The sequence below is a fragment of the Sulfitobacter pacificus genome (assembly GCF_030159975.1).
Lineage (GTDB): Bacteria > Pseudomonadota > Alphaproteobacteria > Rhodobacterales > Rhodobacteraceae > Sulfitobacter > Sulfitobacter pacificus.
On the sequence record NZ_BSNL01000002.1, the window covers coordinates 71,019 to 84,331 of the forward strand.

Here is a 13,313-nt window from a genome sequence, read left to right on the forward strand (position 1 = left end):
CAATTTTTTCAATGGTTTGACTCTGTCAGCCTGCATGTTTCGCTTAAGGGATGCAGGCTGACAGAGGTTTGGTTTTTCCAAGGAGGATCTGAGCAGCTAGGCTTGGAATTTTTCCGGTAATAGATCATCAGGGATATTCTGATAGCAGACAGGACGCAGGAAGCGCCGGATTGACAGTGTGCCGACCGAGGTTGCGCCAAAGTTTGTTGATGCGGGGTAGGGGCCACCGTGCACCATGGCGTCGCTGACCTCGACACCGGTCGGGAAACCGTTGCGTAAGATGCGTCCGGCCTTGCGTTCCAGAACAGGCATCATGGTTTGCGCGGCTGCCATGTCGCCTTCCTCCATAAACAGGGTGCAGGTCAATTGCCCCTGCAGGGCATGGGCCAGCTGCTGCATCTGTGTCAGATCATCTGCCAAAACGATCAGACCAAGCGGGCCAAACACCTCCTCGCCCAATGTTTCATTGGACAGCCATTCCGTTGCGGTTGTTTGATAGAGATGCGGTGTTGCCTCGCGTTGGTTGCAGGATGCGGTAAACAGTTCTTGCACCCCGTCAGCTGTGGCTATGCGATGTTGCCCGTCGCGATAGGCCGCAGCAATGCCATCGGTCAGCATTGTTTGTGCATGGGTTTTTTCCAATTCTGCGATAGCAGCCTTTGAAAAATCGCCAGCCTGATCTTTTAGGATTACAACGATGCCGGGATTGGTGCAGAACTGGCCCGCACCCATTGTCAGTGAGCCCGCCCAGCCGGCCCCGATTTCACCGGCACGTTGCGCTGCGGCCTCGGGCAGGATGAACACGGGATTGACGGACCCCAATTCGCCAAAAAATGGAATAGGTTCTGGGCGTTGCGCACATAGGTCAAACAGTGCGCGACCCCCGCCAAGCGACCCGGTAAAGCCCACCGCCCTGATCAGCGGATGTTGCACCAGACTGTGCCCGACATCGTGCTTGCCGTCATGGACCAACGAAAACACACCCGGATGCATGTCACATGTCTTGATGGCTGCATGGATCGCCTCTGCGATGATTTCGCTGGTACCGGGGTGGGCGGCGTGTCCTTTCACCACCACAGGACATCCGGCAGCCAAGGCGGCAGCGGTGTCACCCCCTGCTGTTGAAAATGCCAGTGGAAAGTTTGAGGCCCCAAAGACGGCTACAGGGCCAATCGGGCGCTGGATCATCTTCATATCCGGGCGCGGCAGGGGGGCACGCTCCGGCATTGCGACATCGTGACGTTGATCAAGGTAGGTTCCAGCCAGAATATGCGAGGCAAACAGACGCAGCTGGCCCACTGTGCGCCCGCGTTCACCCTGCAAGCGGGCTTCCGGCAGGCCGGATTCCTGCGTGCCGATTTCGGTGATCTCTGCGCTGCGGGCCTCGATCTGATCGGCAATTGCATTCAGGAAAGCGGCACGCTGATCGCGGCTGGAATATCCGAAGGACCAAAAGGCCTGTTCTGCGGCTTGTACGGCGGCATCAATATGCGCCGGTGTCCCGACCGCGAAGCTATGCGCGGCACCATGGGCCGGGTCGGATGAAAAGCTGGTTTCGCCTGCGACCCAAGTGCCTGCAATCAGGTGTTTTCCGTGTGGTTGAAATGTCATTCTTAATTTTCCCAATGGGTGACCATGTCACATGCAATGTCAAAAGCGGCGCGGGTTGCGCCCACGTCGGCGCGGCCCTGTCCGGCAATGTCAAAGGCGGTGCCATGGGCCGGTGTCGCAACCGGGATCGGCAGCCCACCTTGCACGGTAACGCCGCGGTCGAACCCCAGAAGTTTCAGCGCGATCTGTCCCTGATCGTGGTACATGGTGACGACAGCGTCGATTTCCTTGGCCACGGCTTTCAGGAACACGGTGTCCGAGGGCCAGGGCCCGTCAACCGACATCTGTCCCTCGGCAAGTTTGCGCACCGTGGGTTCAAGCACGTCGATTTCCTCGGTGCCAAAATTTCCACCGTCCCCCGCATGGGGGTTCAGCGCGGCAACGGAAATGCGTGGGCGTTCAAGGCCTGCACGGCGCAGGACATTATGGATAAGATGCACTGCCTCTGTCAGCCGTTCCTCGTTGATTGCGTCCGCCACATCGCGCAGGGCAATATGGCTGGTGACACGGCTGGTCCAGATGCCGTCCAACGTGTTGAGTTCTGAGATATACCCATCCACCCCCAGCTTTTCAGCCATGTAATGCAATTCGTCATCATGGCCCAGACCGGCCAGATGCATGGCGGCCTTGTTGAACGGGCCAAAAACAATGGCGTCGATCACGCCCTCCTGTGCAAAGGCCAGCGCTTGATCAAGGCTGCGCAGGACAGAGCTGCCACCCGCCTCTGTCACTTTCGCCACCTGAATATCAGCGGGTTCGATTGTGTTCATTGCGTGCAGCGCAAAACCGTCAACACCCTGCCATTCCCCCGCGCTGGCATCCAGCGGGCGCATGTCAAAGCGGGCCTTGGCAACAGATTGCCCCGCCTCAAACACATGCGCATCGCCAATCAAAAGAATGTCTGCGGCTTCGGCGACCCCTTCTGAGGTCAGCAGACGCGCGATCAATTCCGGGCCGATGCCGCTGGGATCGCCGGGAATAATGCCAATTTTCGGTTTCATGTCCTGTCCTTAGGTTCTGTGCCATCGCGCTGTTTGCAGATATGGGCGATGTTCGTGATGGTACTTTGCAAATGTTCGCGAAGGGCGCGGCGCGTGGCCATGGCATCGCGTTCGGTCAATGCCGCAATGATGTTGCCATGCTCTGCCTTGGTGTTGTCGCGGCGGTCTTCCTGTTGGGAGGAGAGGAACCGCGCCCGCCACAAACGGGCATTGTATTGCGCGTGGGTTTCGATCAGCGGTTCGTTCCGGCTGGCTTCGACAATTGCGGCATGAAACTGCATATCAAGCCGGAAAAATTCAAGCGGTTCGAGGGTGTTCGACCCCTCTGCCATCTCTGTGCCCAAACGAACGATTTCGGCGATTTCGGCCATGGTTGCTTCGCCACAGGCGGTTTCACCGGCCAGGGCCTCAAGCGCTCCCAGAACTGAAATGTATTGCGTCAACTCATGCAGGGACGGATCAGCCACATGCGGGCGCCGGGTGGCGGAGTATTCCACCAGACCTTCCACCTCCAACAGCCTGAGCGCTTCGCGCAGAGGGGTCCGCGAAACGCCAAGAGCTTCGGCCAGATCACGTTCAGGGATGGCGGTGCCGGGCTCAAGTTTTCCCAGCAGGATAAATTCGCGCAGATTGTCCGCCGCCTCTTCTGCAAGCGTCCGGCGTGGCCGGACCCCGCCGCTTTGTTTCAAGGTTTCAAGCCAACCACTGCTCATGTCATTTTCCCCAGTTCAGCACCAAAGGATCCAGAGGCCGCAGAAGGTCCATCAGACCGGACCTTATTTCTGGATGCAAAGGATAAATCGGATGGCGGCAGAAGTCGGATTTGATAACCCCGCCCTCAACCATTGCTGCTTTGGCGGATCGGAAACCACAAAGGCGGTTCTCGTGATTGATTGCGGGCAACACCCGCGCATAGGCCGCGGTTGCGCCTTCGCGATCACCGGCCAGATGTTTCTCAATGACCGGTTTGATCTGATCCGGGATCATTGCAGAGGTCATTCCGCCGGTTGCACCAGCATCCAGATCCGCCAGCAGGGTGATCCCTTCCTCGCCGTCAAACGGGCCCTCAATGGCGTCACCGCCAGCGGCAATCAGGGCGCGCAGCTTGGGCGCGACACCGGCGCATTCAATTTTAAACAGCTTCACCATCTCGATTTCCTGCGCCATCTGGACCAGCAGGGGGACCGGCAGCTCGACACCGGACAGGGGGGCGTCCTGTACCATGATTGGCAGGCCGACATCGCCAACCGCTTTGAATTGTTCGAAGGTCTGCTTTGGTGTGCCTTTCATCAGGGCACCGTGATAGGGGGCCATCATCATGACCATGGCAGCACCAAGGTCTTTGACAAATTGCGCCCGTTGCACGGCGATCTCTGTGGCGAAATGGCTGATGGTGACAATCACGGGCACACGGCCTGCGACATGTTCGATGCAGAGCCGCGACAGGGTTTCACGTTCCGCATCCGAAATCAGGAACTGTTCGGAAAAGTTCGCAAGAATGCAGATGCCATCGCTGCCCTGATCAATCATGCAATCCAGAACCCGCTTCATACCCTCAAGTTCCAGCGTGCCATCCGGGTTGAACGGTGTCGGGGCAACGGGCCAGATGCCAGAATAGGGGCGGTTCATTCTGTCACCTCGAATTCACTGATATATTTGTCGGAAATCTCGATTCCGAGCCCCGGTTTATTGTCGTCCAGATCAAGAAACCCGTCTACGGCATCGGGGTCGCCTTCGAAGATGTAATAAAACAGCTCATTGCCCACTTCGACATCGAACACGGGGAAGTATTCGCTGATCGGGCAGTTCACATTGGCCATTGTCAGGTGATAGTTATGCATTTGGCCAGCATGGGGAATGACCGGCACCTGATGCGCCTCTGCCAATGCGTTGATCTTTTGCGCTGCAGTGATGCCGCCCACACGATTGGTGTCATACTGGATGACGGAAACCGCCTTGGCATCAAGTAACTGTCTGAACCCCATCAAGGAAAATTCGTGTTCGCCACCCGAGATCGGGATCGGGCCCTTGTTGAGTTCCGCATAGCCGTGAATGTCGTCTGCGATCACCGGCTCTTCCAGCCAGCGGGGTTCGTATTTCTCAAGCTTGGGCAGCATGCGTTTGGTGTAGTCAAGGTTCCAACCCATGTAGCATTCCAGCATCAGATCAACGTCATAGCCGACCACCTCGCGCACCGCCTCAACCCGTTTGAGGTTTTCGCGCATGCCCTTCATGCCGTCCTTGGGACCATAGCCGAACCGGGTCTTGTAGCCCTGATAGCCGTTTTTCATGGCCTCTTCGGCTTCGGCCTGCATCTCCTCGACACTGGCGGCATAGAGTTTGGAATAATAGACTGGAATTTTCTCTTTGGTGCGTCCGCCAAGCAGTTTGAAAACCGGTTTGCCGGTCAGCTTGCCCATGAGGTCCCAGATCGCAATATCCACTGCGGAAATTGCGGTCATGCCGATGCCCTTGCGGCCCCAAGCATGGGTTCGGCGGTACATTTTTTCCCACAGATAGGCGTAGTCGAACGGGTCTTCGCCGATCACCATCGGCGCGTAATATTCGTCAATCGCAGCTTTGACCAGATTTGGCGCAAGGGCTGCGTTGCCGATGCCGATGGTCCCGTCCTCGGTTTCTATTTCGCAGGTCAGCCATTGGTGAAACCGAAAGCTGTGCATCGCATCACCGCGATCATAGAGCGCATCACTGGCGTTGGCGCAGAAATTGCCGGTTGGCGGGACGGTTTTGCCTTTCCAGTTCCAGACACGGGTGCGGACAGATTTTATTTTGCTCATTTTATGTTCCGTTCGAATAGTCGTGGGTGGGTATGATCCGTTTGAGGTTCATGAGGGGGACAGGGTCAGCGGCGTGATTTGATGTGTCGCAGGACCATCGGCCCGAACAGGCTGATGACGGACAAGACAATGAAAAGCAGTGCCAGCGGTTGGGTCAGGATCAACCACCATTGCCCGTCAAACATCTTGAGAGAGTTTTGCAGATTGGTTTCGACCATATGCCCAAGGATCAGGCCAATCGCGACAGGGGCGACGGCAAACCCGAAACGCCGCATCGCAAAGCCGATGACGCCGAAGATCAGGACCAGCCAAACATCCAGCAGGGACTGGTTCAACGAATAGGCCCCGATCACAGCCAGAGAGAAGACCACAGGCCACAGAAGCGGCACCGGGATCAGTGAGATACGGGCAAACTGCTTGGCGGCAAACATGCCGATAAACAGGAACATGATATTGGCCAGCAGCATGGCACCAAAGATCGAATAGACGGTATCGACCTGTTCGGTGAACAGATAGGGGCCGGGGCGGAGCCCATGCACCAGTAGACCGACAAGGATCACCGCCGTTGTGCCGCTGCCGGGAATGCCCAACACCATGGTGGGGACCATCGCCCCGCCGGTGGCGGCGTTATTGGCGGCCTCTGCCCCTGCGATCCCTTCGATGGCGCCTTTGCCGAATTCATCTTTGTTCTTTGACCAGCGCCGCGCCTCTGAATAGCCAATCATTGATGCGACGGTGGCACCTTCGGCGGGCAGGATGCCGATAAAGGTGCCGATGCCGCTGGAACGCAGAACGGTTTTCCAGATCTTTTTGAAATCGGCCATGGTGGGCAGGCTGACTGCCTTGATCCTGGTAGCCTGCGCGATAAATTTCAGCCGACCTGACTGCACCAGCAGTTCGGACATGGCGAAGAGGCCGATCATGACCGGAATAAAGTTCAGGCCCTCGTAAAGTTCGTATTGGCCGAACATGAAACGTTCGATGGATGTGGAGTGATCCGCGCCAATTGTCGCAAGCCAGACCCCGAACAGACCGCCGATCAGGTTTTTGACGGCGCCGCCATCGCTGATTGTGGCAAGCATGGACAGACCAAAGAGGGTCAGTGCAAAGTATTCGGGGGGGCGAAATTCATAGGCGACATTGGCCAGCAACGGTGCCGCAATGGCCAGCGCGATCACTGAAAAGATGCCGCCGAAAGTGGAAGAGACAACTGCAATCCCAAGGGCACGGCCCGCCTCGCCGCGTTGCGCCAATGGATAGCCATCAAGGCAGGTGGCCGCCGCCGCTGGTGTTCCGGGGGTGTTGATCAGGATCGCGGTGATCGACCCTGCAAAGGTTGCGGAGACATAGATTGTGGTCAACACGGTGATCGCGTGGACCGGCTCCATGGTCAAAGTGAAAGACAACAACAGCGCGGCACCGGTTGTGGCACCAAGGCCGGGCAGGGCACCGATGATGACACCGATGACGGTGGTGACGGCGATCAGTCCAATGAGATAGGGGTCCAGAAAGACAGACCCCATTGCTGCCAGTGCTTCGGTCATTTGGTCATGCCTCACTTATAGTAGAGATTGGTGATCCAGCCGCGCGGAAAGCGCACTTCAAGCACAAGATCGAAGAACAGGAGAATGGTGGTCGGGGTCACAACGGCCAAAAGCAGGGCCAGCCAGATGCGGCGTTCACCCCAAAGTAGGGCCATGGAAAAGATAATGACCATGAGCGCCAAAATCATATCCGCATAGGTCGTGATCAGAAAGAACAGCACCATCAGGGCCATGGTGAGCCAGGTCTGATAGGGCACAGCGTTCCGTTTTCCGGGCGGGTTCCGAAAGGTCTGACGCAGAAGGATGGTGTTCAGGATGGCAACCAGGACCATCAGGAAAAGTGGGAAAGAGCGCGGTTGCATCCCTTTCCCGACAAAGATGTCAGGGGCTTTTTCAAAGGTCATCGCCAATAGGGAAATGACAATGCAAAACGCATATATGAGGCCGGGCAATATGATGTCCGAAAGATTGGGACGGGTTGTTTGCGGCGTCACGTTTTGCCGACCCCCGGAAGGGTCGACAGCGTTTTTATCAGGTCCGGCATTTGACATTGGCAAGGATACCTTTGGTTCTGGAATTTACTTGATGCCCAACTCTTCAAGAGCGGGGCCCATTTCACTGACCATCGAGGTGATCTGTGCGCCCCATTCCTCGGCACCGACAACTGACGTGCTGTCGAGACCGACGGATTCCAGATAGGCCTGATAAACGGTGTGGTTCATCGCCTCGACAAGACCGTTTTCCAGAATGGCCGCTTTCTCGTCGCTGACAGAGGCAGGCACGACAAAGCCACGAATGGTCGAGAACACGGCGTCTACACCCAGTTCAACAGATGTACGCGCATCAGGAATAACCGGCATGCGGTTGTTGCTGAGGATGATCATGGGGCAGATCTGTCCGGCATCAATCTGTGCAGAGGCTTCAGACAGGTTCAAGACACCAACGTCGACCGAACCGGCGACAAGCTGTGTCGCGACTTCGCCACCGCCAGAGAAGGGAATGATGCTGGGCTGTACCAGCCCGCCCTTTTTGGCGAAGACATAGGTGGAAATCTGATCAATATCGCCAAGGTTTGCCGTGCCGAATTTGATCTGCGTGGTCTTCATACCATCCAGCAGTTCCTGCGGAGTGCTGTAGGCGCTTTTTTCGCAGTTCACCATAAAGATCTGCGGATCATCCGTACCCCGTGCAATCGGGCGCATGTCTTCGAGTGTCAGATCCGTTTTGCCAGCTGCCATCTGAATGGCATGACCGCTGGTGAAGGTCATGATCATGTGGTCGTCATCAAGGTTCTGTTTGAAGTGATTCATGGCAACAACACCTGCGCCACCTTTTTTGTTCACAACAACCATATCGGCCTTCAGAACACGGCGGCTGCGCAGCATCATCATGCGAGAGGTTACATCGGTGCCCCCGCCTGCGCCGGCATGGGTCACGACTTCAATGGTTCTGGCCGGATAATCTTCGGCCATGGCAGGTGACACGCTCAAGGTTGCCGCCAGTATCGCTACAAACTTCTTCATCTTTCTTTCCTCCAGGATATGCCAGCTCAGCAACTGTCTGTCTGACCATAGGTTGCGCCGGGATGTGACCAGTCTCTGCCGGGCCCCGACTTTTCATTGCGCGCTCTTCTTGTTGTTCGGCGCGTTTGATTACGGTTTGATCGTGTTTGCGCCGAAGGCTGCAAAGTTCGGAATTTTCATCTGTTTCAAGATCATCCATCAGGATATGTGCGCCAGCAGCAACTGTGCGGCACAGGCGTTTGTTTGCGGCCAGATAGAAGGGGGCCGGTGACGAGCCGCTGAGCGGTTCCGCATCCAGCAGATCAGCCTCAACATTTTCTATCGTGTGATGATGTCCACCCATTTCAAGAACATGACCGGCGGGAAGCTCTGCGGTTGCTCTGGCGACCAGTTCAACGCTTTGCATCGGTATTGATGCACCGCTGCTTTCTTTCAGCAGGGCGGCGTCCAGAATTGTTGTTGCCGCTTCCAGCCCAAGCAGGTGGCGCGGGATGCTAAGCATCGCGGCGGAGCCCTGGGCATTTACGATGTGGCCTTTTTCGGCCAACATGTCCCATACTTCGGCATCATGGCACCGCACGATCACAAAGACGCCTCCCGCAAGGCTGACCTCATCGGGGCGGCGCAGGCAATGAAACACATCCAGCACTTTGCCGGTGCTGAACAACCCGCCATTGTCGACAGTTTCAAACATTGCCGGAACTTCGGGAATGCGTGCGATTGGGGCATGCAGGTCGGGTCGGTCAAATCCGAACCCCGTTGCATTGGCCACAAGTCCCATTTCGCACAGGTCCGGCACAGCGCGTTGTCGGAAGGCTGATGCGGCGGCACTGCGCGCAGCGGCAAGATCCGCCATTGGCCTGTCCTCCGCATCCATCAGCTTGGCCATGTCGGGGCAGTGATGGCCAATGCCATTGCAGGACAGGATATTGGTCGCGGCATCAAAGACAAAATCATATTCGCTGGATTTACCGGCGGAAATAATGTCGAGCCCCAGAATCTGCGCCCAAGTAATCAACCCGATCAGCAGGCTGGGCTGATCCCCATCCACTGGTGTTACCACTACACCGCGCGCATTGGCCTCGTGGGCCAGCCCTGCACCGACCACACTGTCCACTTCTTTGGAGACCAGCGCCACATGATGCCCAGCCTCGACGGCCAGACGCGCGTGGCGGGCACCGGCCTCCGGGTGGCCAGTTGCCTCGATCAAAACTGAAAAGGGCAGGTCGACAACATGGGCGACATCGTCGGACACCACATATTGGCCCGCAAGCCAGGCGGTCCATGCTTCCTTGGCCGAGGTGCAGATTGCGATGTCCCGACAGGGCACATTGAGATGACCGAGCAGGGCGATCGTCTTGTCACAGTCACGATCGACCAGAACCCTCACGTTGATAAGCGGCATGAACCTGCTCTGCGAGGCAAAGCTCTGCCCAAAGCCACCCGTTCCGACAAGACAGGTCTCTACGATTTCGGGGTCTGAATACCGATGATGATAGTTCAATGGTGCCTCCAAGTCTTCGCAGCAATGCCTAGCAGTGAATCTTTTTGCATGCAATAGTGAAGATTATGGCTTGATATTCTTCAAATATCCGGTGTTTTAGGATTTGATCGAATGCAATATACCAAATACCTAATATCCGGATGGTTATTGCCAAGCCTTTGTCAGATCAGTATCAATTTCTCATGACCGAAATTTCCCCCCCATCAAAACCGCGCTCTTATGAGCATGCCCATAGCCCCCGGGGGCGGTCCTCTGCACATGTTGCGGATTATCTAAGAGACATGATTGTCCTGGGTGATTTGAAAGCTGGTGCGCGAATCGACGAGCTGGCGATGACGGAAAACCTGCAAGTGTCACGCACACCACTGCGCGAGGCTTTCAAGATCTTGCAGGTTGAGGGATTGGTTGAAATTCGTCCGAACCGCGGGGCATGGGTGGTCAGCCTTTCGGTTCAGGATGTCGCTGACATCATCAAGGTCCTTACCGCACTTGAGGGGTTGGCGATTGAGGATGCCTGCAAGAATGCGACCGAGACGGATTTGGCAGAGCTCGACAGTCAACACGCGGATATGGTGATGGCCTATCAGGGTGGTGATTTGATGGGTTACTTTGCTTTGAACCAAAGTATTCATCTGAAGATCGTCGAATGTGCCGGTAATCCGGCCCTGACGCGGATCTATCAGACTGAATCTGCCCGGGTGCGCAGATTTCGCTTTGCCGGGAACGAGGTTCCCACACGTTGGGCGGATGCGGTTGAAGAACATGCATTGATCCTGTCGGTTCTGCGCCGACGCGAGGCGGGTCTGTTGCGGGAATTGCTGAAGTCACATCACCAGCGCGGATGGCAGGTTGCAAAAGCGGTGCTGGAAAACGAACGAGCACAGGAAAGCTGATCAGGTGTCTGTGGATTTCAACGGCACAGATGTCGGGGCGATGCTCCCTTTGGGGTTCATGATGTCGGACAACATAAGCTTTGCTTTCACCTGACGGTGACAGAGTAAAAGGAGACCTTCTATGACGCTTTTACTGGGCGCGATCGCGGATGATTTCACCGGGGCGACGGATCTGTGCAATACGCTGGTGAATGAAGGGATGCGTGCGGTGCAGATCATTGGCGTTCCTGATGAAACGACGGATTTTGGAGATGCCGATGCGATGGTGATTGCGTTAAAGACGCGCACCGCACCGGTGCAGGAAGCGGTCTTACAATCGCTTGCCGCATATGACTGGCTGGTTGCCAGAGGCGCGGCGGTGGTAGTGGAAAAATTCTGTTCTACTTTCGATTCCACCCCAGAGGGCAATATTGGCGCGATCACCGATGCGCTGATGGAACGTGCGCAACGGGACGTGATCGTCCTCTGCCCTGCCTTTCCTGAAAACGGCCGCACGATATATCAGGGGCATTTGTTTGTCGGGCCGGATCTGTTGTCTGACAGCTCTATGAAAGATCACCCACTGACGCCGATGCGGGATGCCAGCATTGTCCGCCTGATGGAGGCGCAAAGCAAAGGGCGTGGCGGCGTGGTGCCCTTGCAAATTGTTCAGCAAGGGCCGGATGCGATCCGGGGGGCAATTGATGATCTTGCGGCACAGGGCGTGCGCTACGTCATTGCCGATTCCATCACCCGTGCGGATCTTCGGATCCTCGGGGCGGCGCTCGCGGATCATACGCTTGTTGGTGGCGGTTCGGGCATCGCCCTTGGCCTGCCGGAAAACCTGCGTCAGTCGGGCCAGCTTGGGGAGTTCAGAAACCCCGAATTGCCCCGGGCAACGGGCAGGCGGTTGGTTCTGGCCGGAAGCTGTTCTGCCGCCACCCGTGGCCAGATCGCGCATGTGCGCGACCAGTACGCCAATCGCAAGATCAACATTGATGATATCGTCGCGGGCAAGGATGTGGTGGCCGCGTTGACCGACTGGGCCATCGCGCAACCCGATGGAATGCCGGTGATGATCTATGCCTCTGCGGATCCACAAGAGGTTAAGGCAACCCAGCAGAAATACGGTGTGCAGAGGGCAGGGGAGGTGTTGGAGCAAACGCTGGGCCAGCTTGCGATCCACCTGACCGCTGCGGGATTTGACAGGCTTATCGTTGCCGGTGGTGAAACCTCGGGTGCAGTTGTGTCGGCGCTTGGGGTTCAGGGGTTGCGGATCGGGCCGGAGATCGCCCCCGGTGTGCCTTGGACAGAAACCCTGTCGCCGCACCCGGTGGCGCTTGCCTTGAAATCCGGCAACTTCGGTGCCGAGACTTTCTTTGATGATGCTTTTGGAATGCTGACATGAGGGAAACCCAGCATCGCGACGAAATCGCACGGCTTGCCAGATCATTGTTTGATCGCGGGCTGACCCCCGGTGCCAGCGGCAATATCTCGGTGAGGCTTGAAGATGGTTGGCTGATGACGCCCACCGGAACAAGCATGGGCAATATCGACCCGGCCCGCATTTCAAAGCTGGACCTGAATGGTGCTTTGCTCAGCGGTGACAAACCCACCAAAGAGAGTTTTCTGCATACCGCCATGTATGCCAAGCGTCCGAACGCCGGCGCCATCGTGCATTTGCATTCCGGCCATGCCGTTGCGGTTTCCTGCATGCATGATGTGGACCCCAAAAATGTGCTGCCGCCGCTGACCGCCTATTATGTGATGAAGATCGGTGTTCTGCCGCTTGTGCCCTATTTTCCACCGGGTGACATTAATCTGGCCAAGGCGGTTGGCGAGATGGCCAGTGATCATCACGCGGTGCTGCTTGCCAATCATGGACCGGTTGTTGCCGGTGCTTCGCTTGAGGATGCGGTCTATGCGGTTGAGGAACTGGAAGAAACCGCGCGCCTGTACCTTGCCCTTCAGGGAATGCGCACCCGTCCTTTAACAGAGGAACAGGTTGCAGAGATCCATCAGCGTTTTCCGAACCTGTGTTGAGGCTTCTTGATAGAAGATAGGGATCGATGGATCACACCATGCCAGAGGGGGCTGTCTGGCGCGGCGTTACCGGCGGTTTGCGCACTATATATATACAAGTAAAAAATCACGCTCCTGAAGCCGGGGTTTTGGGCGGGGAATCGCAGGTGGTCTGCCGCATTGTTGCCCCCCGTACAGTGAAAGTGGTCGGGAATCGCAGGGGTCTGTCGTGCCAGCCTTGCGAAATGTGATGAATCGCATGTGTCATTTGGCATTTCGCAAAGAGGATTTGCCCCGATCTGAGTGAATCGCTGATCGAGGTCAGATGAATCGGGGCATTTAGCTTTTGAATCGTGTGAATCTGTTTGAGATTGTGTGGGGGAATGGTGTGAGTCTTGATGTGTCTTGTTGGTAAGTCTGTGGATAACCCCAGATGTT

At 56.6% G+C, this 13,313-nt stretch carries 12 protein-coding genes; 3 read left to right on the plus strand and 9 right to left on the minus strand.

The genetic code is table 11. The features are described 5' to 3' along the window. Positions 1-96: 96 nt before the first annotated feature. The 9 genes from QQL78_RS18005 to QQL78_RS18045 form a co-directional block, all read right to left on the minus strand. Positions 97-1,611: an aldehyde dehydrogenase (NADP(+)) gene (locus QQL78_RS18005; protein ID WP_284375757.1), complete on the minus strand. Its 1,515-nt coding sequence runs from the start codon at positions 1,609-1,611 to the stop codon at positions 97-99. Between the two features lie 2 nt (positions 1,612-1,613). Beyond that, positions 1,614-2,612 (minus strand): 4-hydroxythreonine-4-phosphate dehydrogenase PdxA, encoded by a 999-nt coding sequence (locus tag QQL78_RS18010; RefSeq protein WP_284375760.1) that lies wholly within the window; start codon positions 2,610-2,612, stop codon positions 1,614-1,616. Continuing rightward, positions 2,609-3,325, minus strand: coding sequence for a GntR family transcriptional regulator (locus QQL78_RS18015; RefSeq protein ID WP_284375762.1), 717 nt, complete (start codon positions 3,323-3,325; stop codon positions 2,609-2,611). The genes QQL78_RS18010 and QQL78_RS18015 overlap by 4 nt, the downstream gene beginning before the upstream one ends. A 1-nt stretch (position 3,326) precedes the next feature. Further along, positions 3,327-4,241, minus strand: a complete 915-nt coding sequence (locus QQL78_RS18020) for a dihydrodipicolinate synthase family protein (RefSeq protein WP_284375763.1) — start codon at positions 4,239-4,241, stop codon at positions 3,327-3,329. After that, positions 4,238-5,410, minus strand: a complete 1,173-nt coding sequence (locus tag QQL78_RS18025) for an L-rhamnonate dehydratase (RefSeq protein ID WP_284375764.1) — start codon at positions 5,408-5,410, stop codon at positions 4,238-4,240. Before QQL78_RS18025 ends, QQL78_RS18020 begins: the two co-directional genes overlap by 4 nt. A gap of 65 nt (positions 5,411-5,475) precedes the next feature. Continuing rightward, positions 5,476-6,954 carry a tripartite tricarboxylate transporter permease gene (locus QQL78_RS18030; RefSeq protein ID WP_284375765.1) on the minus strand — a complete coding sequence of 493 codons (1,479 nt, stop codon included), beginning with the start codon at positions 6,952-6,954 and terminating at the stop codon, positions 5,476-5,478. 11 nt (positions 6,955-6,965) lie between these two features. After that, complete coding sequence (locus QQL78_RS18035) at positions 6,966-7,406, minus strand: tripartite tricarboxylate transporter TctB family protein (RefSeq protein ID WP_284375766.1); 441 nt, start codon at positions 7,404-7,406, stop codon at positions 6,966-6,968. A 126-nt stretch (positions 7,407-7,532) separates the two neighbouring features. Next, complete coding sequence (locus QQL78_RS18040) at positions 7,533-8,477, minus strand: Bug family tripartite tricarboxylate transporter substrate binding protein (RefSeq protein WP_284375767.1); 945 nt, start codon at positions 8,475-8,477, stop codon at positions 7,533-7,535. Further along, positions 8,395-9,981: a flagellar biosynthesis protein FlgA gene (locus tag QQL78_RS18045; RefSeq protein WP_284375769.1), complete on the minus strand. Its 1,587-nt coding sequence runs from the start codon at positions 9,979-9,981 to the stop codon at positions 8,395-8,397. The genes QQL78_RS18040 and QQL78_RS18045 overlap by 83 nt, the downstream gene beginning before the upstream one ends. A gap of 182 nt (positions 9,982-10,163) precedes the next feature. Here QQL78_RS18045 and QQL78_RS18050 point away from each other — a divergent pair, with 182 nt between their 5' ends. The 3 genes from QQL78_RS18050 to otnC all read left to right on the plus strand — a co-directional run bounded on the left by QQL78_RS18050 (position 10,164) and on the right by otnC (position 12,896). Beyond that, the gene (locus tag QQL78_RS18050) at positions 10,164-10,874 is read left to right on the plus strand and encodes a GntR family transcriptional regulator (protein WP_284375771.1); all 711 of its coding nucleotides are present in this window, start codon (positions 10,164-10,166) and stop codon (positions 10,872-10,874) included. Between the two features lie 121 nt (positions 10,875-10,995). Then, on the plus strand, positions 10,996-12,261 hold the full coding sequence (gene otnK / locus QQL78_RS18055) for a 3-oxo-tetronate kinase (protein ID WP_284375773.1): 1,266 nt from the start codon (positions 10,996-10,998) through the stop codon (positions 12,259-12,261). After that, positions 12,258-12,896 (plus strand): 3-oxo-tetronate 4-phosphate decarboxylase, encoded by a 639-nt coding sequence (gene otnC, locus QQL78_RS18060; protein ID WP_284375775.1) that lies wholly within the window; start codon positions 12,258-12,260, stop codon positions 12,894-12,896. Before otnK ends, otnC begins: the two co-directional genes overlap by 4 nt. Positions 12,897-13,313: the final 417 nt, after the last annotated feature.